A 21,282-nucleotide genomic window follows, 5' to 3' on the forward strand; every position below is an offset into this window, starting at 1 on the left:
AAATGACCGACAACAGCATCAACCAAGCCTTCGAAGCCGAGTGCCGGGAACAGATTGCCCAGCAGGGTGACGACCAGAAACTGACCGGCCTGGCCCGCGATTTCTTCAACGAATCGGCCAAGCACAAATACAGCTACCACTTCTCGTGGATGGGCCGTCCGATCATCCAGTTGCCACAAGACATGATGGCGATGCAGGAGATCATCTGGCAGGTCAAACCGGATCTGGTCATCGAGTGCGGCATCGCTCACGGCGGTTCGATTATCTACTACGCCTCGTTGCTGGAGCTGCAGGGCCACGGCGAAGTGCTGGGCATCGACCTCGACATTCGCCCGCACAACCGCGAAGCGATCGAAAGCCACCCGATGGCCAAGCGCATCAAGATGATCGAAGGCTCGAGCATCGACGCCGGCATTGCTGCCCAGGTGCAGGCGGCGGCCAAAGGCAAGAAAGTCATTCTGGTTCTGGACTCCAACCACACCCACGATCACGTACTGGAAGAGCTGCGTCTGTACGCACCGCTGGTGTCGGTCGACAGCTACTGCGTGGTCATGGACACCGTGGTTGAAGACATGCCGGCCGATTTCTTCCCGGATCGTCCGTGGGGCCCGGGCGACAACCCGAAAACCGCCGTGTGGAAATACCTGGAAGAGAACCAGGATTTCGAGATCGACCAGCAGTTGCAGAACAAGCTGTTGATCACCGTGGCGCCGGACGGCTATCTGCGTCGCGTCCGTTAATTCGCAACATCACCAAGCGTTGTTTCGGCGAGTCGCCGGTTGTGGAGAGAAGTTATGCAAGGCAAGTACAGTTCTGAACTGGCGCTACCGCTCGAAGAGCTATTGACCGTCGTCCTGATTACTCACAATCGGCCGGCGTTTTTGCGCCGGGCGGTGAAGTATTACAGCAGCTTGCCCTGCAGAATCATGGTGCTCGATTCGACACTCGAACGACCTGAAGGCGACTTTGACGCCGTCGATTACCACCATGTGCCGCAGTTCGCCTACTGGGGCATGCAGGCCAAACTGGCGTATGGCGTGGAGAAACTGACCACGCCATACATGGTGCTGGCGGCCGACGACGATTTCATCCTGCATGATTCGCTGGCAGAGTCCGTCGGTTTCCTGCATGCCAACCCTGACTACGGCATGTGCCACGGCTATTGCCTGATGTACCTGTCATTGGCCCATGGCGTGAACTACTACCGCCGCGACAAGAAAGTCCAGGAAGACTATGCGTCCGAGCGGGCGCAGGATCGCGTCCTCGACTACATGAACCAGTACATCCCGCCGTTCTACGCGGTGACCCGTACTGATCTGATGAAAAACTGGCACTCGACGTTGCCGCCGGGGACCAATTTCCAGTGGCAGGAAATCGGCCACGTCTACTACCTGCTGGCCAGTGCCAAGGCCCGCATCCTGCCGATTCCGTACGTTGTGCGCGAGATCAACTACGGTGTCTCCGAGCACAATACCGATGTGTATCACTCGCTGACCTACGTTGACGCCAAATCGGTCGCCGAACGGGAGGCGTTTGCCGAGTTTCTCGTCTCGCTGCCTACCGCTATCGAAGGGCTGGATGCAGGGCAGGCCAAGGCCTTTGCCCTGGAGAGTTTCGAGGCAATGGCCGACAGCCTGAAGGCCGGGCGGGCGCTGACTGCCGAGCTGATTATCGAATCGACCTGGAACCAGGAACTGAAGGCGCCGGATCGTCGTTTTGGCCCGCTGCAGTACGTTGAAATGCCGTTCTACAACCAGGCATTCTTTGAGCGTCTGGAGCAGTTCGAATTCATGTTGCACACCCTGCCGGCCGGTCGCATGCAACTGGAAGGACTGGAAGGCGTGTGGGCCCGTCAAGCGCACCTGTTGCAGGCGCGCAATAACGACACGGCGGAAAGTGTGGTTGACCGGTTGTGGCAGGCCCATGATCTGAATGCGTTCAACCTGACCGTGGTCAAACGTCTGGCGACCCAACTGGACATCGTCGGCGACGAAAACGCTGCGCAAGCCATGCGCGAGTGGATCGCCCGTCTCGAAGCGCTACTGGTCGAAGATCATCAGCCAGTCTTCGGCAAAATGAAGTCCGGTCGCCTGTTGCAGTGGCTGGCGGCTCGCGCGCCGACGATCGAACAACTCGAGTCGATAGGCCAACATCTGGCGACTGAAGGCGGTGGCCCGCAATTCGGCATTTTCCTGCTCGATCTGGACAACGACATCGACAAGTTGCAGGTGTCGCTCGACAGCCTGCTGGAAGGTCACTGCAAAGCGTTCAGGATTGTCGTGTTCACCACCGGCGAAGCACCGACGGCGACGACGGCACAAAACACCCTGCACTTTGTTCGTGTCACCCAAAGCAACTTTGTCGACAAGCTCAACCAGAGCGCTCAGCAGTCGCCAAGCGATTGGTTACTGCTGGGTGAAGCGGGTGACCAGTTCACCGCCAGCGGCCTGTTGCGCGCCAGTCTGGAGCTGATGTCGGCCGAAGGTGTGCGTGCGGTGGCCACCGATGAAATCCAGCGCAAGGACAATGGCGCGCTGGTTGACGTGTTCCGTCCGGGTTTCAACCTGGATCTGCTGCAAAGCGTGCCGGCACTGATGGCGCGCCATTGGTTGATCCGCCGCGAAGTGTTGCTTGAAGCCGGCGGATATCAGGCTGACTTCAGCAAAGCGCTGGAATTCGACCTGCTGTTGCGCATCATCGAGCAGGGTGGCCTCGACGGTCTGGCGCATCTCGACGAGCCGTTGCTGATCACTCAGGCGGCAGAGCTTGAAGAAAACGCCCACGAACGTCAGGCGTTGCTGCGTCATCTGGGCAATCGCGGCTACAAGGCCAAGGTCACGTCGACAGCGCCGGGCACCTGGCAAATCGATTACCGCCACACCGAGCAGCCACTGGTTTCGATCATTGTGCCGGTCATCGATGATCTGCCAGTGCTGCGCCGCTGCCTGGAAGGCGTGTTGCTCAGAACCCGTTACAGTCGTTATGAAGTGTTGCTGGCGGCAAACGCCAATCAATCGGCAGCGGTCAACGACTGGCTGGGCACGCTGCGCCACGCCAAAGTCAATGTGTTGCGTGCCGATCAGCCGCTGAGCGAAGTCGCGCTGTACAACGCCGCCAGCGAGCAGGCTCAAGGTGAGTATCTGGTGCTGTTGGCCGCAGACAGTGAAGTTGTCAACCCGAACTGGATCGATTCGCTGCTCAACCACGCCCAGCGTCCGGAAGTGGGCATCGTCGGTGCGAAATTGGTCGACCGTGACGGCAAGGTGGCCCAGGCCGGCTTGATTCTTGGCCTGAACGACGGCGTGGGTTCGGCCTTCATCGGCGAAAGTCACACAGCAGACGGCTACATGCATCGCTTGGCCGTCGAGCAGAACTACTCGGCCGTGTCGAAGGTCTGCCTGATGGTGCGCAAAGAGCTGTTCAACGCGCTTGGCGGGCTGGATGAAGTGACGTTCGTCGAGGGTTATGCCGATGTCGATCTGTGCCTCAAGGCGAGTCAGGCCGGCTACCTCACCGTGTGGACGCCGTTGGTGCAGGTGCTGCATACCGGCGAGTTGCCGCAGGCGCCAGAAGCGCTGGCGGCACTGCGTGAGAAATGGAGCGGCGTCTTCGCGCAGGACCCGGCTTACAACGCCAACCTGGCGCTGAGCGGCAAAGGTTTCACCCTGGGTGAAAATGCCTCGATCAACTGGGCACAGTTGCTCGCTTAAGCGCGCCGGACAGGAATCAGCATATGTTCAACGGTAAATCGATTTTCATCTCCGGCGGCACAGGTTCGTTCGGGCGCAAATTCATCACGCGCCTGCTCGAGCAATACCAGCCCAAGCGCGTGGTGGTGTTCTCCCGTGACGAGTTGAAGCAGTACGAAATGCAGCAGACGTTCAACGCGCCGTGCATGCGTTATTTCATTGGTGACGTGCGTGACGCTGACCGTCTGCGTCAGGCCATGCGCGGCATCGACTACGTGGTGCATGCCGCGGCGTTGAAGCAAGTGCCGGCGGCGGAATACAACCCGACCGAATGCATTCGCACCAACGTCAATGGCGCGGAGAACATCATTGCCGCCGCCATCGACAATGGCGTGAAAAAGGTTGTGGCGCTGTCGACCGACAAAGCCGCCAGCCCGATCAACCTGTACGGCGCGACCAAGTTGCTCTCGGACAAATTGTTCGTCGCCGCCAACAACATTGCCGGCGAGCAGGAAACCCGGTTTGCCGTGGTGCGCTACGGCAATGTTGCCGGTTCCCGTGGTTCGGTGGTGCCGTTCTTCAGCAAACTGATCGCCGATGGCGCACAGGAACTGCCGATCACTGACGAACGCATGACGCGGTTCTGGATCACCCTCGACCACGGCGTGCAATTCGTCCTCGACAGCTTTGCGCGGATGCACGGCGGTGAAGTGTTTGTGCCGAAGATTCCGTCGATCCGCATTGTCGATCTGGCGCGCGGCATGGCTGAACACCTGCCGCACAAGAACGTCGGCATTCGTCCCGGCGAGAAGCTCCATGAATTGATGGTGCCGCTGGACGATGCGCGGATGACCCTCGAGTTCGAAGATCACTACACCATCCAGCCGTCGATTCGCTTTACCAGCGTCGATGTCGATTTTGCCGTCGACAAACTCGGCGAGCAGGGGCGTGCCGTGAGCGAGGATTTCGAGTACCGCTCCGACACCAATTCGCATTTCCTTTCGGTCGGGCAGATCGCTGATCTGCACGCGAAGCTCTCGGCATGATTCCCTACGGTCGGCAGAGCCTCGATCAGGCAGACATCGATGCCGTCGTCCAAGTGCTGCAGTCGGACTGGCTGACCCAAGGGCCGAGCATTGAGCGTTTCGAACAGGCAATGGCCGAGCGTTGCCAGGCTGACTTCGCCGTCGCGGTGTGCAACGCCACGGCGGCGTTGCACATTGCCTGTCTGGCCGCTGGCCTGGGGCCGGGTGATCGATTGTGGACGACGCCGAACACCTTTCTTGCCTCGGCCAACTGTGGACGTTATTGCGCTGCCGAAGTTGACTTCGTCGACATTGATCCGCTGACCTGGAACCTTGATGCGTTCGCCCTCGAAGCGAAACTCGATCAAGCCGAGCAGGACGGCACTTTGCCCAAAGTGCTAGTAGCGGTGGCGTTCTCCGGGCAGAGCTGCGACATGCGCAAGATTGCCGAACTGGCCGAGCGCTACAACTTCACCGTGATCGAAGATGCGTCTCACGCGGTCGGTGCGTCCTACGCCGGGCGGCCGGTCGGCTGCGGTGAATTCGCAGCGATGACGGTGTTCAGCTTTCATCCGGTGAAAATCATCACCAGCGCCGAGGGCGGCATGGTGCTGACCAATCGGCCGCAACTGGCCGAGCGCCTGCAGCGTTTGCGCAGCCACGGTATGACCCGCGATGCACAGCAGATGAGCGAACCGAGCCACGGCCCGTGGTACTACCAGCAGATCGAGCTGGGTTTCAATTACCGCATGACCGATCTGCAAGCCGCGCTGGGTTTGTCGCAACTGAGCAAACTCGACGACTTCATCGCCCGACGTCGTGACCTCGCGGCGCGATACGATCGCTTGCTGGCGTATCTGCCGGTGACGTTGCCCAGCTCTCAGCCTGAGGCGGAATCGGCTTGGCACCTGTATGTGATTCGGCTGCAGACCGACCGCATCGGCCTCAGTCATCGTCAAGTGTTTGAAGGCTTGCGTGCTGTCGGTGTTGGCGTGAATCTGCACTACATTCCTGTGCACCTGCAGCCGTACTATCGCGACCTGGGTTTCGCCGAGGGCGATTTCCCCGAGGCCGAGCGTTATTACGCCGAGGCGATCAGCCTGCCGCTGTTTCCGCTATTGAGCGATGCGCAACAGGATTACGTGGTCGAGCAATTGCGTCGGCTGACCGAATAATTGCCGCTGAGGCAAAGGATGAGTATCTGCAATGCGTCATTTGAGTGAGCAGGAAAAGTTCTGGCAGGGCGACTTCGGCAACCAGTACGTCGCGCGCAATGTCGGTCAGCCGCTAGTGGCGGCGAACCTGGCGTTGTTTGCCAAAGCGCTGAGTCGGGCTGCAGGCATCGAGAGCCTGGTCGAACTGGGCACTAACGCCGGCAATAATTTGCAGGCATTGCATCAACTGCTGCCGCGCTGTGAGCTGTTCGGCGTCGAGATCAACGACAGCGCCTGTGCTCAGGCACGGGCGTTGGACATTGCCCAGATCTGGCATGGCTCGCTGTTCGACTTCCCGCGCGAGCGCCGCTACGACCTGACCCTGAGTAAAGGCGTGCTGATTCACTTGGCCCCGGAGCTGTTGCCGACCGCTTATGCGCAGTTGTACGAGTTGAGCCAGCGCTACATCCTGATCGCCGAGTATTACAATCCGGCACCGGTGGAAGTGTCCTATCGTGGCAACAGCGGCAAGCTGTTCAAGCGCGATTTTGCCGGTGAAATGCTCGATCGCTATGCCGATTTGTACTTGCTGGATTATGGTTTCGTCTATCACCGCGATCCGCAGTTTCCTGTGGACGACATCACTTGGTTCCTGTTGGAAAAGCGCCCTTGAGCAACGTTGCAATCATCCCGGCCCGTGGCGGTAGCAAACGCATCCCGCGCAAGAACCTTTTGCCGTTCGACGGCGTGCCGATGATTGTCCGTTCGATCCGCACCGCGGTCGATTCCGGGTTGTTCGATCAGGTTGTGGTCAGCACCGACGATGCTGAAATTGCCGATGTGGCGCGAGCCCATGGCGCGCAGGTGCCATTTCTGCGCCCGGTAGACTTGGCCGATGATTTCACCGGCACGGCGGCAGTGATCGTGCATGCCTTGCAGCAGTTGCCGGCGTTCGATTACGCCTGTTGCGTGTATGCCACGGCGCCGCTGTTGCAGGTACGTTATCTGCGCCAGGGCATCGAGTTGCTGGAGCAGCGTTCAGACAAGTCCTTCGCGTTCTCCGTGTGCAGTTTCGGTTTTCCGGTGCAGCGTGCGTTGACGCTGGACGGGCAGGGTGGGTTGAGCGCTTTGTATCCGGAATTTCGCAATACACGTTCGCAGGATTTGCCCGAAGCATTTCAGGACGCCGGTCAGTTTTACTGGGGGCGCACTGAGGCGTGGTTGCGCGGCGAGGTGCTCTATTCGCCAGCCAGCCTGCCGGTGATTCTGCCCCGGCATCTGGTGCAGGACATCGACACCCTTGAAGACTGGAAGCGCGCCGAATACCTATACGCCGCGCTCAAGGCCGGTGGAGAGCTGCAATGAGAGTGCTGATTCGCGCCGACGCCTCGCCAACCATCGGCAGCGGCCACATTGCCCGCTGCCTGACGCTGGCGCGAGTGTTGCGCGGGCAGGGTAGCCACGTCGCGTTTGCCTGCCGCTGTCTGCCGGGGCATCGCCTTGATGCCTTGCGCGCCGAGGGCTTCGAGACTTTTGCGCTGCCTGAGCGCTATGCCGCTGAAGATCCACAGCAGGCCATCGAATCAATGCTGCCGTGGCAGGCCGACATCGACGCGTTGGCTGCGGTGCTCGAGGGGCACGCCGAATTCGACTGGGTGATTGTCGATCACTACGGCCTCGATCACCAATGGCAGACGGCTGCTCGACGGTGGGCGCCACGGATTGCGGCAGTGGATGATCTTGCTACGCGGCGCTACAGCGTCGATCTGCTGCTCAATCAGAATCTCTCGGGCCTGCACGAAAATTATCAGCCGCTGTTGCCTGAAGGGTGTCGCACCTTGCTCGGCCCACGCTATGCCATGTTGCGTGAAGAATTCAGCTGCCCGGCCATCGAGATCAAACCCACGGCGCGAAGGGTATTGGTCAATTTCGGTGGTTTCGATGCCGCGCGGCAAACCTACCACGCGATGCTCGCGCTGGCGGACTTTCCCGAGTTGCAGGTGGACTTCGTCGCAGGCGCCGATAACCCGGCATGGGCCAAGATGCAGGCCTTGGCCGAGACACGGCCGAACTGGCGTCTGCACAGTTTTGTCAGCAACTTCTACCAGCGCATGACCGAAGCTGATCTGTTTATCGGCGCCGGGGGCGGCACCAGTTGGGAGCGGGCGGCGCTGGGGTTGCCGACGATCTGTATTGCCGTGTCGAACAATCAGCAGGCCAACGGCGAAGTCATGGCCGCGGCGGGCGCGCATGTGTTCATGGGCGCCCGTGAGCAGGTCAGTGTCGAGCAGTTGCGCGACGCAATTGGCTTTGTCAGCGGCAATCATTATTTGCGCCAGAGCCTGGCCGAACGCTCGCGGCAACTGGTCGACGGGCGGGGTGCCGAGCGTGTCGCGGTGGCACTGGCCGGTGCGGTGCTCAAGGTGCGTGCGGCGACTCTGGATGACGCGCAGTTGCTGTTCGATGGGCGCAATGCCGAAACGGTACGGCGCTGGTCGCTGGACAGCGGCGTGATCGATTGGCCGCAGCACCTGAACTGGTTGACGGCGAGTTTGCGCAATCCGCAACGCCTGTTGTTGATCGCCGAGGCGGACGACGGCGCGGTCGGCGTTGTGCGTTATGACCTGCGCGGGTTTGAAGCCGAAGTCTCGATCTACCTGCTTGAGGGACGTTTCGGCCTGGGTTGGGGCAAGGCGCTGCTGACGCGGGGCGAAGCGTTCGTCACCCGCCACTGGCCGCAAGTGACCGCCATTACCGCTCAGGTACTGCCGGGCAATCGTGCCTCGTTGAATGTGTTTCATGACGCCGGGTTCACTCAGAGTGCCTGTACGTTCACCCGTGTTTTGAAGGATCACCCGCATGACTAGTTTCAAGATCGGCAACCGCTTGATCGGTGCCGATGCGCCGCCCTTCATCATCGCCGAGATGAGTGGCAACCATAACCAGTCGCTGGACGTGGCCCTGCAAATCGTCGAGGCAGCGGCCAAGGCCGGGGCGCATGCCTTGAAACTGCAAACCTACACCGCCGAAACCATGACGCTGGATTTGTCTGAAGGTGAGTTCTTCATCAAGGATCCGGGCAGTCTGTGGGCCGGCACTTCGCTCTACGATTTGTATGAAAAAGCCCATACACCGTGGGAATGGCATGCGCCGATTTTTGCTCGTGCCAAGGAACTGGGGATGCTCGCGTTCTCGACACCGTTCGATGACAGCGCCGTGGACTTTCTCGAAAGCCTTGATGTGCCGGCCTACAAGATTGCCAGTTTCGAAAACACTGACTTGCCGTTGATCCGTCGTGTGGCCGCCACCGGCAAACCGCTGATCATCTCCACCGGCATGGCCAGCATCGCTGAGCTGGATGAAGCCGTGCGCGCTGCCCGCGAGGCGGGGTGCAAGGATCTGGTGCTGCTCAAATGCACCAGCACCTATCCGGCGACCCCGCTCAACAGCAACGTGCGCACGATCCCGCATCTGCGCGAATTGTTCGGTTGCGAAGTGGGGCTGTCGGATCACTCGATGGGCGTTGGTGTGTCCGTGGCCGCCGTGGCGCTCGGTGCGACGGTGGTGGAAAAACACTTCACCCTCGACCGTTCAGCAGGTGGCGTCGATGCGAGTTTCTCCCTGGAACCGGCGGAAATGGCCAGTCTGGTGGTGGAAACCGAGCGCGCCTGGCAAGCCATGGGCCAGGTGCATTACGGCGTTACCGAGGCCGAGCGCAAGTCGTTGGTCTATCGCCGTTCGCTGTATGTCACGGCCGACATGGCCGCCGGTGACACCTTTACCGGGGACAATCTGCGCGCCATTCGCCCCGGCCTCGGTCTGCCGCCCAAGCACACCGACGCTGTTCTTGGTCGCCGCGCCCGCGCCCCGATCAAGCGCGGCACACCGCTGGACTGGTCGTTGGTCGAATAACCCGATCTGCACCGATTCGGCAAAATAGCGTGACCTGCGAGTCATAACGCGCATCTTCACTGTATTGTATTGATCGGGGAGATGGCGCCTGGCTCGTTTTCGATTCCAGTGATAGCCCTTTGCGCTCCCCGTGGCTGCCCGTTGTGGCGGCCGTTTTCTGTTTGTCGGCGCCCCTCGAAATCCTTGCGAGCGGTGGTCTTGGGCTGTTTTTTATTGGGAAGCCGTAATGATTGGCATAAAAAGCATTGCGAGCTACGTTCCTGTAGCCGGCGTGGACAATTACGCACAAGGTGCAAAATTCGAGAAGGATGAAGAATTCATCCTTGGCAAGATCGGCTCGGCATTCCTGCCGCGCAAAGACGCTGAACAAGAAACCTCCGACCTGTGCGTGGAAGCGGCCAATGCGCTGTTTGCCAGCAACCCGGATCTGAAACGTGAATCGATCGACGCCTTGATCGTCGTCACCCAGAACGGTGACGAAGAAGGCCTGCCGCACACGGCTGCAATCGTGCAGGACAAACTCGGTCTGCCGACCAACGTGGCGGCCTTCGACATTTCCCTGGGCTGCTCCGGTTATGTCTACGGCATCTACGCGATCAAGGGCTTCATGGAAGCCGCCGGCCTGAAGAACGGCCTGCTGATTACCGCTGACCCGTACTCGAAAATCGTCGATCCGGAAGACCGCAACACCACCATGCTGTTCGGCGATGCCGCAACCGCTACGTGGATGGGTGAAGATCCGACCTGGGCGCTGGGCAAGGCCAAGTTTGGCACCGACGGCTCCGGTGCACCGCACTTGAAAGTCACCGATGGCGTGTTCTTCATGAACGGTCGTCAGGTCTTCAACTTTGCGCTGCTCAAAGTCCCGGCACACTTGCACGAACTGCTCGACGATTCCGGTCTGAAAGCCGATGACATCGATGCCTTCTGCATTCACCAAGGCAGTGCGGCGATTGTCGATGCCGTGGCGCGGCGCTTCGAAGGCGAGCCGGAGAAGTTCATCAAGGACATGGTCGAGACCGGTAATACTGTGTCGTCGAGCATTCCGTTGCTGCTGGAGAAACACGTCATCGATTCCGACTGGCAGCGTATTGCCTTGAGCGGTTTTGGTGTCGGTCTGTCATGGGGCTCGGCGATCATCTATCGCCCTTGAGTCCGAGCAAAAACGGCGGATACAAAAATAGCGTTCAAGGTTAACCTTGAACGCTATTTTTTTGCCTGGAAGGGAGCGCGAGGCGCCATGAGCGAGTTTTTTCAAGCCAATGCCGAGGTGTTGCAACGGCGCTGGCCGGCGCTGTTCGAACGACTGATGGCGCAAGACAGTACGGCCATTGCGGCTCAATTGGTTGAGGGGCTAGGCTCGACGCTGAGCATCAACGGCATCCAGCTCACCAGTCGTCACGATCGCCTCCAGGAAGCGCAGATTCAGGCGGCCAGCCTGCCGGACAAGGCGCAACTGCACGTCTATGGCACCGGTCTCGGTGATTTGCCCGGTGTGCTGCTTGAGCGGACGGGATTGCAACGCTTGTACGTGCACATCCTCAATGGCGCGCTGTTTGCGCTGGTGGTGCAACTGCTCGATCAGCGTCAGTGGCTGGAAGACCCGCGGGTCGAGTTGTTTTACGCTGCCGATCATCCGGACTTGTTCACGCCGTTTTTTGCCCTGCCTGCCGAGATGTTGCTGGCCGATGACTACAACGCGAAGATTCGCGATCGGCTGGTCAATGAAGTCCATCTGAGTTTTAACAATCGCGAATTCGACGCGCAGTCGCCGTTCATTCAACAGCGCTTGCAGGACTGCTTGCCGGTGCTGCTGGGTGATGACGATGTGGCGCAGTTGTTTGGTACCTGCACCGATCGCGAGATCTACGTGATCGCTACCGGGCCGACTCTGGAAGGGCACTTTGAACGATTGGCAGCGCTCCGGAATCAGGCTCAGCGCCCGCTGTTCATCTGTGTCGACACGGCGTATCGGCCGTTGATTGAGCACGGGATCGTTCCGGATCTGGTGGTGACCATTGATCAGCGCATCAGCTTCCGTCATTTGCCGTTCGAGGCGTCTGACGGTATCCCGCTGGTGTATTTGCCCATGAGCGATCCCGAAGTTTTGCGGGCCTGGAAGGGCAAGCGCTATGGCGGTTACTCGGCCAGTCCGGTGTACGCCGGGTTGCGTGAACAGCATCCGCGCGCGCTGCTGCACGTCGGCGGCAGCGTGATCCATCCGGCGGTCGATCTGGCGGTGCAAATGGGCGCGTCTCGCATCACGCTATTTGGCGCCGATTTCGCCTTTCCGATGAACAAGACTCACGCGGGCTGGAGCGATGGCGATCTGGGGCCACCGGTGAATCAGGCGCGGCATTGGGTGCGCGATGGCCATGGTCAGCGGGTGACCACACAGCTCAACTTTCGCGGTTATTTGTGTGTGCTGGAGCGCTATATCGCTGCACATCCACAGGTCGAATTTCTCAACAGCAGCCGCTCCGGGGCGCTGATCGCCGGAACCGACTTCAACCCGGAGTTTGTGCAATGAGTACGCTGAGCCTCTGTAAGGATGAATGTCGCCAGTGTGCGGGTTTGTTTCGCCTCGGGCGCGATGTCGAGGCGGCGCTGACGATGGTCGATGTGTTTGAAAAGGCCCAGCAATGTTTAGCGTCTGCCCCGGTAGAGGTTCAGCAGGTGTGGGCGCAGCTGTTAATGCAAATGCTCGAATGTCAGGAGCGCCAGGACTGGTTGGGGCTGGCTGATTATATGGAGTACGAATTGATCGAGTTGCTGGAAAGTGTTCCGGTCTGAGCAGGCCGACAGCACTGGCCCGCAGGTTTGCGCCGCAGTCGGTTTTATGACGTCATTTTATCGCGGCTGACGTACTGCTAAGTCTTTGTTTTCTCGGGGGTGGCAGGGTGATGGCAAATTTTTTTCAAAAAGCCCTCAAGCAACCTGCAAACCCGACGATAACTATTACGAAGGTTCTCTAGGCCATACCCGGCGGTTGCCAGGGCCGGAAGCCGCAGTACCCAACCAACGAGGAATTCGTCATGGCTTTAACAGTAAACACCAACACCACGTCGTTGAACGTTCAGAAAAACCTGAACCGCGCTTCCGACGCTCTGTCGACTTCGATGCAGCGCCTGTCTTCCGGCCTGAAAATCAACAGCGCTAAAGACGACGCCGCTGGCCTGCAGATCTCGAACCGTATGTCCTCGCAGATCCGTGGTAACACCCAAGCCATCCAGAACGCCAACGACGGTATCTCCGTTGCCCAGACCGCTGAAGGCGCTCTGCAAGCTACTACCGACATCCTGCAGCGTATGCGTGAACTGGCTGTTAAAGCACGTAACGGTACCAACGGCACTGCTGACCAGACCGCTACCAACGCTGAATTCGCTCAGATGTCCGACGAGATCACCCGTATCTCGGCTTCGACCAACCTGAACGGCAAAAACCTGCTGGACGGTTCGGCTGGTACTGTGACCCTGCAAGTGGGCGCAAACACCGGTTCGGCTAACCACATCGACCTGGTACTGAGCTCCAAGTTCGACGCAGTAAGCCTGTCGGTAGGTAGCGGTACTCTGTCCCTGACCGGTGCTACCGTAACTGGCGCTTCGCAGAACATCGACAACGCGATCACCGCGATCGACGCTGCAATCGCTGCCATCGGTGCAACTCGTGCCAGCCTGGGTGCTTCGCAAAACCGTCTGACCAGCACCATCCAGAACTTGCAGAACATCACCGAGAACACCACTGCTGCACAAGGTCGCGTACAAGATACCGACTTCGCCGCAGAGACTGCTAACCTGACCAAGCAGCAAACCCTGCAACAGGCTTCGACCTCTGTTCTGGCTCAAGCCAACCAACTGCCTTCCGCTGTACTGAAGCTGCTTCAGTAATTTCGGAATGAGTTTGAGCGGGGGAGTGCGCTGGTCGCGCTCTCTCGCTTTTTTCGTTAGGAGGTGATGAGCATGGACATGAGCGTAAAGCTTAACGTGTCTTATCCGGCTCCCAAGCCAGTAACGCCGGTTGCTGACAAACCGTCAGAGACGCCTAAAGTTGCCAAGACTGAAGCGCCGGTCGCTGCCAAGAGTCAGGATTCGGACGACGCCAAATTGAAACTGGCGGTGCAGGAGATCGAAAAGTTTGTACAGTCGATCAAGCGCAATCTGGAGTTTTCCATCGATGAACACTCTGGAAAGGTCATCGTCAAGGTGATCGCAAGCGAGACGGGGGAGGTCGTTCGACAGATTCCCTCCGCAGAGGCCCTCAAGCTGGCAGACAGCCTCGCCAATGCCAGTCACGTATTGTTTGACGCCAAAGTCTGATAGCTGGCATGAATTATGTTTGTCCGTTCCCAAGACGCTGGTAACGGTCAAAAGAATGGCAACAATCTGAAGGGAGATGCACATGGCAAGTCCAATTCTACCGGGTTCCGGACTGGGTTCCGGTCTGGACATCGGCGCGATCGTGACCGCGCTGGTAAACGCCGACAAGTCGCCGAAGCAGACGCAGATCGATTCTGCGACCAAAACCAACACCCTGAAGATTTCCGGTGTCGGTGCGCTGAAAAACGCATTGGCGGCCTACCAGAAGGCAATGACCGATCTGGGCAGCAAGACTAACCCTGCGTTTGCCGGTTACGCGGCGACCTCGTCTACCCCGACAACGCTGACCGCTACTTCCGATAACACGGCTGTTTCGGGCACATACAGTGTCGTGGTAAATAACTTGGCCACCGGCTCGAAAGTAGCTAGTGCATCCTTTGCCGGCGGCGCGGCCAGTGCCATTCCGAGTGGTACCCTGAAAATCAGTCAGAATGGCACTGATTACAATGTCGATATTCCGGCCAATGCCACCTTGCAGACTACCCGTGATGCCATCAACAAGGCGCAGGGTGTCAACGGTGTTTCCGCTAACATCGTGACCGACAGCTCGGGCGCTTCGCGTCTGGTGATCAGCTCCAACAAGACGGGCGCGGGCTCCGACCTGACGGTCAGTGGTATTGCCGGTCTGGAAATCGATGGCACCAAGGTCATGTCTGCGACCCCGGCCGCTGGTGACTCAGGGGCTGTGGGCGATATTGCCAAGGATGCGAAGCTGACCATTGATGGTCTTGCCGTTACCAGCAAGAGCAACACAGTGAGCGGCGCCATCAGTGGCTTGACCATGAACCTGGTGGAAGCCAGCCCCACCGCGGTCAAGGTCTCTGTCGATACCAACACCAAGGGCTTGCAGGCTTCGGTTCAGCAATTCGTCGACGCTTTCAACACGCTCAAGACCACCATCGATAGCCTGTCCAAGGCAACGCCGGACGAAGATGGCAAGTTGACGGTGCAGGCCGCGTTTACCGGTGATTCTCTGCCGCGGACGTTGATTGCAGACATTCGTGCCCAATTGACCACTTCGTCGCCTGGCGAGCTGGGTGTGCTGTCGCAGATCGGCGTCATGACCGATCGCGACACCGGTAAGCTGACGCTGGACGCGACGGCTTTCAACAAGGCCATGTCTCAGCCAGGCATGACTGGTCAGGTGCAGCAGCTGTTCTCCGGCACCGACGATAAAAACGGTCTGTTGGCGCGAATGAGCAAAGCGGTCGATCCGTACCTCAAAGCTTCTGCTGATGGTAAAACCACCAGCGGTCTGCTTGATCAGCGTATGACCATTCTGAACAACAACACCCGCAGCCTCACGTCGCAGCAGTTGGCGCTGGATCTGCGTGTCGCCAACCTGACCAAGACGTTGACTGCCAAGTACAACGCCATGGACTTGCTGGTAGGGCAGATGAAGGCTACGGCGAGCAATATTACGTCGTTCTTCAGCTCGCTTAACGCTCAGCAGTCCGCGAAGTAACGCGCGGGCACGACAAAAACCCGGCTACGCTTCATCGGCGTGCGCCGGGTTTTTGTCTTTTGATCTAAAGTTCTGTGATTCGTTGGCGATACACTGGTTATACGAGTCATTGTGGCAATGAGGTAGAACATGAATCCGATGTTAGCCCTTCGGCAGTATCAGAAAGTCGGCGCACACGCTCAGACATCCGAAGCGAGTCCGCACCGTCTGGTGCAAATGTTGATGGAAGGTGGTCTGGCCCGTATTGCTCAGGCCAAAGGCGCCATCGAGCGCAAGGACATTCCTGGCAAATGCACTTCGATCAGCAAGGCGATTGGCATTGTCAGCGGTCTGCGTGAAGGCCTTGATCTGGAAAACAGCGCAGATACCCTGGCTGATCTGGATGGGCTGTATATCTACATGATGAAGCGCCTCGCCGAGGCGAACATCAGCAGCGACCTGCGCATTCTTGATGAGGTTGCCGGCTTGCTGAGCACGGTCAAGGAAGGCTGGGATGCTATTGCCCCTGTGCCTGCTCCGCAGTTTTAAAGGAGATCGTCATGAGTCTTGTATTGCAGCGAATCGCCGATACCCGAGAAGCGTTGGTTACTGCTCTCGCTGAACGCAATTGGGAAGCCATTGGTGAACTGGATCTGGCTTGCCGTTCCTGCATGGAAGACGTCATGGCTGAGGCTGCGCTGGACGAGGTCGCGTTGCGCGACAACCTTGAGGAGTTGCTCCACGTCTACAAGGAGCTTCTTGAGGTGGCCATGGGTGAGCGGCAGGCGATAGCCAATGAGATGTCGCAGATCACGCAAGCGCAAAAGGCGGCAAAGGTTTACCATCTGTTTGGTTAATTAACCTCCAGTTAATCCAGACATGTGCGCCATAAATTTGACTGTGCACGGTTTTTTGACTTAACTAGTGGCTGTTTTCAGATTTCAGGCGTCTACAGGCACATGGTGTCCTGCAAGCGTCTCGCTTGCCCCTTATTTTGGGCATTGAGTTGACTAGGGAAGTTGCTATTGCATGTGGCGTGAAACCAAAATTCTGCTGATCGATGACGATAGCGTCCGCCGCCGCGACTTGGCGGTGATTCTAAATTTTCTTGGCGAAGAAAATTTACCCTGCGGCAGCCATGACTGGCAGCAGGCAGTCGGCTCATTGTCGTCTAGTCGTGAGGTCATTTGCGTACTGATCGGGACGGTTAATGCTCCTGGTGCGCTTTTGGGCTTGCTAAAGACACTCTCAACCTGGGATGAGTTCCTTCCGGTTTTGTTGATGGGCGATAATTCTTCCGTTGACTTGCCTGAAGACCAGCGTCGCCGAGTGCTTTCGACCCTCGAAATGCCTCCCAGCTACAGCAAATTGCTTGACTCCCTGCACCGTGCTCAGGTCTATCGCGAGATGTACGACCAGGCACGCGAGCGCGGCCGTCATCGCGAACCCAATCTGTTCCGCAGCCTTGTCGGCACCAGCCGTGCGATTCAGCACGTGCGCCAGATGATGCAGCAAGTCGCCGACACCGATGCCAGCGTGCTGATCCTCGGTGAGTCCGGCACTGGCAAGGAAGTGGTTGCGCGCAACCTGCATTACCATTCCAAGCGCCGCGACGCACCGTTCGTGCCGGTCAACTGCGGGGCGATCCCGGCAGAGCTGCTCGAAAGCGAATTGTTCGGTCACGAGAAGGGTGCTTTCACCGGAGCGATCACCAGCCGTGCCGGCCGCTTCGAACTGGCCAATGGCGGTACGCTGTTCCTCGACGAAATCGGCGACATGCCGCTGCCGATGCAGGTCAAACTGCTGCGCGTCCTGCAGGAGCGCACCTTCGAACGCGTGGGCAGCAACAAGACCCAGAGCGTTGATGTGCGCATCATCGCCGCGACCCACAAGAATCTCGAAAGCATGATCGAGATCGGCACCTTCCGCGAAGACCTTTACTATCGCCTGAACGTGTTCCCGATCGAGATGGCGCCGCTGCGTGAGCGCGTCGAAGACATTCCGTTGCTGATGAACGAACTGATCTCGCGCATGGAGCACGAGAAGCGCGGTTCGATCCGTTTCAACTCGGCAGCGATCATGTCGCTGTGCCGTCACGGCTGGCCGGGCAACGTCCGCGAGCTGGCCAACCTGGTGGAGCGCATGGCGATCATGCATCCGTACGGGGTGATCGGCGTGGTCGAGTTGCCGAAGAAATTCCGCTACGTCGACGACGAGGACGAGCAAATGGTCGACAGCCTGCGCAGCGATCTTGAAGAGCGCGTGGCGATCAACGGCCATACGCCGGACTTCACCGCCAACGCCATGCTGCCGCCGGAAGGCCTGGACCTGAAAGACTACCTCGGTGGTCTGGAGCAAGGCCTGATTCAGCAGGCGCTGGACGATGCCAATGGCATTGTGGCGCGTGCGGCTGAACGCCTGCGTATCCGTCGCACCACCCTGGTGGAGAAGATGCGCAAGTACGGCATGAGCCGGCGCGATGGAGATGAACAGGCGGAGGATTGACGCCTGTTTTTCAACTGCTTCATTTATAAGCAGTTTTTTTTAGGCACGGGTATTGCTACAGCCCTCGCAACGTTCCGTTTAACTGACGGTCAGCCAAGCGAGAAAGCACAATGCCCCACGCCCAGATGTCTACTGCCTCCAGTCCCGAGGGGCAGCCGTCCTCCGTAGAGCAGGCAAGCCGACAGGGCCTGGAGCAGGCATTCGAGCTGTTCAGCCAGATGTCCAGCCAGCTGACGGACTCCTACAGCATGCTTGAAGCGCGGGTGACCGAGCTGAAGGGTGAGCTCGCAGTCGTCAGTGCCCAGCGCATGCAGGAGCTGGCGGAAAAAGAACGCTTGGCCAACCGCCTGCAAAATCTCCTTGATCTGTTGCCCGGTGGCGTCATCGTCATCGACGGTCACGGCATGGTGCGCGAATCTAATCCTGCCGCTATCGAACTGCTCGGCTTGCCGCTTGAGGGCGAGCTGTGGCGCCATGTGATTGCGCGTTGCTTTGCCCCGCGTGAAGACGACGGTCATGAAGTTTCCTTGAAAAATGGTCGACGCCTGTCGATCGCCACCCGTTCGCTGGATGCCGAGCCGGGGCAACTGGTGCTGCTCAACGACCTGACAGAAACCCGTCATCTGCAAGATCAACTGGCACGCCACGAGCGCTTGTCCTCGCTGGGGCGCATGGTCGCCTCGCTGGCCCATCAGATCCGCACGCCGCTGTCAGCCGCTTTGCTCTACGCCAGTCATTTGACTGAGCAGCAATTGCCGGTCGCTACCCAACAGCGTTTCGCCGGGCGCCTGAAAGAGCGCCTGCACGAGCTGGAGCACCAGGTGCGCGACATGCTGGTCTTCGCTCGCGGTGAGTTGCCGCTGACCGATCGCCTGACCCCGAACACCTTGATGCAGGCTCTGCAAGCGGCGGCGCTGACGCATGTCCAGGATCTGCCCATCCGCTGGCAGTGCGACAGTCATGCCGGTGAGCTGCTGTGCAACCGCGACACGCTGGTCGGAGCGCTGCTGAACCTGATCGAAAACGCCATTCAGGCCAGTGTCGGCGACGTCCGCCTGAAAGTGCATTGCTACACCCGTGACAACAACCTGCATCTGAGTATCAGCGACAGTGGCAGCGGCATCGAGCCTGCGGTTCTGGCGCGGCTCGGCGAGCCATTTTTTACCACCAAAGTCACCGGCACCGGCCTCGGCCTGACCGTGGTCAAGGCTGTGGCCCGTGCGCATCAGGGAGAATTGCTGCTGCGTTCGCGGGTCGGGCGCGGCACGTGCGCGCAGGTGATCCTGCCGCTGTTTTCCGCTGTACACGGAGCTGAGTAAAAGACATGGGCATCAAGGTTTTGCTGGTCGAGGATGACCGCTCATTGCGCGAGGCGCTGGCCGATACGTTGTTGCTGGCCGGGCACGATTACCACGCGGTCAGTTGCGCTGAAGACGCGCTGACGGCGGTGGCTCGTGAGGCGTTCAATCTGGTGGTCAGCGACGTCAACATGCCGGGCATGGACGGTCACCAGTTGCTCTCGCTGTTGCGGGCCCGCCAACCGCAATTGCCGGTGTTGCTGATGACGGCGCACGGCGCGGTCGAGCGTGCGGTCGATGCGATGCGCCAGGGCGCGGCCGACTATCTGGTCAAGCCGTTTGAACCCAAGGCCTTGCTGGATCTGGTGGCACGGCATGCGCTAGGCAGTATTGGTACAAGCGACGGCGACGGTCCGGTGGCCGTCGAGCCGGCCAGTGCGCAGTTGCTGGAGCTGGCAGCGCGGGTGGCGCGCAGCGATTCCACGGTGCTGATCTCTGGCGAATCCGGCACCGGTAAAGAAGTGCTGGCGCGTTACATTCATCAGCAATCCCATCGCTCCAGTCAGCCGTTCATCGCGATTAACTGCGCGGCGATCCCGGACAACATGCTCGAAGCCACGTTGTTCGGCCACGAGAAGGGTTCGTTCACGGGCGCCATTGCCGCACAAGCCGGCAAGTTCGAACAAGCCGACGGTGGCACGCTGTTGCTCGACGAAATCTCCGAAATGCCCCTCGGCCTGCAAGCCAAACTGCTGCGTGTGTTGCAGGAGCGCGAGGTCGAGCGCGTCGGGGCACGTAAACCGATTGCTCTGGATATTCGCGTGGTCGCCACCACCAACCGCGATCTGGCGGGCGAGGTGGCGGCGGGGCGGTTCCGTGAAGACCTTTTTTACCGTCTGTCGGTTTTCCCCTTGGCCTGGCGTCCACTTCGCGAACGCACTGCCGATATCCTGCCGCTGGCCGAAAGGTTGCTGGCCAAACACGTCAATAAAATGAAGCACGCGGCGGCGAAACTCTCGCCTGAAGCGCAGACGTGCCTGACCGCTTACCCGTGGCCGGGCAATGTGCGTGAGCTGGATAACGCCATTCAGCGTGCTCTGATCTTGCAGCAGGGCGGCTTGATTCAGCCGCAGGATTTCTGTCTGGCCGGTCCCGTGACGTACACCACGATGCCCGTCGTCGCGCCGGTGTCAGCGGTGCTTCGCGAGGTTGAAATCGAAGCGGATTCGGCCGGTGCACTGGGCGATGACCTGCGCCGCCGGGAGTTTCAGATGATCATCGACACCCTGCGTGCCGAGCGCGGCCGACGTAAAGAAGCGGCGGAAAAGCTCGGTATCAGCCCGCGCACCCTGCGCTACAAGCTGGCGCAAATGCGCGATGCCGGAATGGACGTCGAAGGTTATCTGTTCGCCACCTGACGTCTGGCGCAACGATTTGAAAACGCTTTTCTGAAAGGGGTGCCCATGAGCTGGCACCCTTGTTGCTAATACCTGTGTACCCGCCGAGTGAGTGTCAAAAAATTGCGGGCCGCCCAAGAGAGTAGACCATGAGCCAAGGTATTGAATTTAATCGGTTGATGATGGACATGAAGGCCATGAAACTGGACGCCATGTCTGCACCGAAATCGACGACCGCTGTCCCTGAACTGGCGGGCAGCAGCTTTTCCGACATGCTCGGTCAGGCGATCAACAAGGTCAGCGATACCCAGCAGGCGTCGACTCAGTTGGCCAACGCATTCGAAGTGGGCAAGAGCGGCGTCGATCTGACGGACGTGATGGTCGCTTCGCAAAAAGCCAGCGTGTCGTTCCAGGCTCTGACCCAGGTACGCAACAAGCTGGTTCAGGCTTATCAAGACATCATGCAGATGCCGGTATAAGGA

General features: G+C 59.2%; 20 protein-coding genes. All 20 read left to right on the top strand.

Features of this window, described 5'->3' with window-relative positions; translation table 11 throughout:
* Positions 1 to 2: 2 nt before the first annotated feature.
* Positions 3 to 740, top strand: a complete 738-nt coding sequence (locus ACOYXH_RS04295; RefSeq protein ID WP_093439633.1) for a cephalosporin hydroxylase family protein — start codon at positions 3 to 5, stop codon at positions 738 to 740.
* A gap of 54 nt (positions 741 to 794) precedes the next feature.
* Positions 795 to 3,710, top strand: coding sequence for a TIGR00180 family glycosyltransferase (locus ACOYXH_RS04300; RefSeq protein WP_460410280.1), 2,916 nt, complete (start codon positions 795 to 797; stop codon positions 3,708 to 3,710).
* Positions 3,711 to 3,733: 23 nt separating this feature from the next.
* Entirely contained in the window at positions 3,734 to 4,735 is a 1,002-nt protein-coding gene (pseB, locus tag ACOYXH_RS04305) for a UDP-N-acetylglucosamine 4,6-dehydratase (inverting) (protein ID WP_258709430.1), read from the top strand.
* The gene (pseC, locus tag ACOYXH_RS04310; protein ID WP_220558319.1) at positions 4,732 to 5,889 is read left to right on the top strand and encodes a UDP-4-amino-4,6-dideoxy-N-acetyl-beta-L-altrosamine transaminase; all 1,158 of its coding nucleotides are present in this window, start codon (positions 4,732 to 4,734) and stop codon (positions 5,887 to 5,889) included. The genes pseB and pseC overlap by 4 nt, the downstream gene beginning before the upstream one ends.
* Positions 5,890 to 5,920: 31 nt before the next feature.
* Positions 5,921 to 6,541 (top strand): pseudaminic acid biosynthesis-associated methylase, encoded by a 621-nt coding sequence (locus ACOYXH_RS04315; protein ID WP_220558320.1) that lies wholly within the window; start codon positions 5,921 to 5,923, stop codon positions 6,539 to 6,541.
* Positions 6,538 to 7,233 (top strand): pseudaminic acid cytidylyltransferase, encoded by a 696-nt coding sequence (gene pseF / locus ACOYXH_RS04320; RefSeq protein WP_258709432.1) that lies wholly within the window; start codon positions 6,538 to 6,540, stop codon positions 7,231 to 7,233. The genes ACOYXH_RS04315 and pseF overlap by 4 nt, the downstream gene beginning before the upstream one ends.
* Positions 7,230 to 8,735 (top strand): UDP-2,4-diacetamido-2,4,6-trideoxy-beta-L-altropyranose hydrolase, encoded by a 1,506-nt coding sequence (pseG, locus tag ACOYXH_RS04325; protein WP_460410281.1) that lies wholly within the window; start codon positions 7,230 to 7,232, stop codon positions 8,733 to 8,735. The genes pseF and pseG overlap by 4 nt, the downstream gene beginning before the upstream one ends.
* On the top strand, positions 8,728 to 9,780 hold the full coding sequence (pseI, locus tag ACOYXH_RS04330; protein ID WP_095050171.1) for a pseudaminic acid synthase: 1,053 nt from the start codon (positions 8,728 to 8,730) through the stop codon (positions 9,778 to 9,780). Before pseG ends, pseI begins: the two co-directional genes overlap by 8 nt.
* Before the next feature lie 226 nt (positions 9,781 to 10,006).
* Positions 10,007 to 10,933 carry a ketoacyl-ACP synthase III gene (locus ACOYXH_RS04335; protein ID WP_007920064.1) on the top strand — a complete coding sequence of 309 codons (927 nt, stop codon included), beginning with the start codon at positions 10,007 to 10,009 and terminating at the stop codon, positions 10,931 to 10,933.
* 87 nt (positions 10,934 to 11,020) lie between these two features.
* Positions 11,021 to 12,310: a motility associated factor glycosyltransferase family protein gene (locus ACOYXH_RS04340; RefSeq protein ID WP_095126504.1), complete on the top strand. Its 1,290-nt coding sequence runs from the start codon at positions 11,021 to 11,023 to the stop codon at positions 12,308 to 12,310.
* Positions 12,307 to 12,573: a hypothetical protein gene (locus tag ACOYXH_RS04345; protein WP_095050173.1), complete on the top strand. Its 267-nt coding sequence runs from the start codon at positions 12,307 to 12,309 to the stop codon at positions 12,571 to 12,573. Before ACOYXH_RS04340 ends, ACOYXH_RS04345 begins: the two co-directional genes overlap by 4 nt.
* Positions 12,574 to 12,815: 242 nt before the next feature.
* A complete protein-coding gene (locus ACOYXH_RS04350) occupies positions 12,816 to 13,667 on the top strand; it encodes a flagellin domain-containing protein (RefSeq protein WP_007920059.1) in 852 nt (283 codons plus the stop codon).
* 72 nt (positions 13,668 to 13,739) lie between these two features.
* Entirely contained in the window at positions 13,740 to 14,096 is a 357-nt protein-coding gene (locus tag ACOYXH_RS04355) for a flagellar protein FlaG (protein ID WP_007920057.1), read from the top strand.
* 82 nt (positions 14,097 to 14,178) lie between these two features.
* Positions 14,179 to 15,621, top strand: coding sequence for a flagellar filament capping protein FliD (gene fliD, locus ACOYXH_RS04360; protein ID WP_095126505.1), 1,443 nt, complete (start codon positions 14,179 to 14,181; stop codon positions 15,619 to 15,621).
* A 129-nt stretch (positions 15,622 to 15,750) separates the two neighbouring features.
* The gene (fliS, locus tag ACOYXH_RS04365) at positions 15,751 to 16,149 is read left to right on the top strand and encodes a flagellar export chaperone FliS (RefSeq protein ID WP_093439698.1); all 399 of its coding nucleotides are present in this window, start codon (positions 15,751 to 15,753) and stop codon (positions 16,147 to 16,149) included.
* Between the two features lie 11 nt (positions 16,150 to 16,160).
* Positions 16,161 to 16,457, top strand: coding sequence for a hypothetical protein (locus tag ACOYXH_RS04370; RefSeq protein WP_016984299.1), 297 nt, complete (start codon positions 16,161 to 16,163; stop codon positions 16,455 to 16,457).
* A 172-nt stretch (positions 16,458 to 16,629) separates the two neighbouring features.
* Entirely contained in the window at positions 16,630 to 18,105 is a 1,476-nt protein-coding gene (locus ACOYXH_RS04375; RefSeq protein ID WP_007920053.1) for a sigma-54 dependent transcriptional regulator, read from the top strand.
* Positions 18,106 to 18,230: 125 nt separating this feature from the next.
* Positions 18,231 to 19,424 (top strand): sensor histidine kinase, encoded by a 1,194-nt coding sequence (locus ACOYXH_RS04380; RefSeq protein ID WP_175559666.1) that lies wholly within the window; start codon positions 18,231 to 18,233, stop codon positions 19,422 to 19,424.
* A gap of 5 nt (positions 19,425 to 19,429) precedes the next feature.
* Positions 19,430 to 20,821 carry a sigma-54-dependent transcriptional regulator gene (locus tag ACOYXH_RS04385; RefSeq protein ID WP_460410282.1) on the top strand — a complete coding sequence of 464 codons (1,392 nt, stop codon included), beginning with the start codon at positions 19,430 to 19,432 and terminating at the stop codon, positions 20,819 to 20,821.
* A gap of 128 nt (positions 20,822 to 20,949) precedes the next feature.
* Positions 20,950 to 21,279, top strand: coding sequence for a flagellar hook-basal body complex protein FliE (gene fliE / locus ACOYXH_RS04390; RefSeq protein WP_038363826.1), 330 nt, complete (start codon positions 20,950 to 20,952; stop codon positions 21,277 to 21,279).
* Positions 21,280 to 21,282 lie beyond the last annotated feature (3 nt).

This window comes from Pseudomonas sp. Mb7 (genome assembly GCF_054790525.1).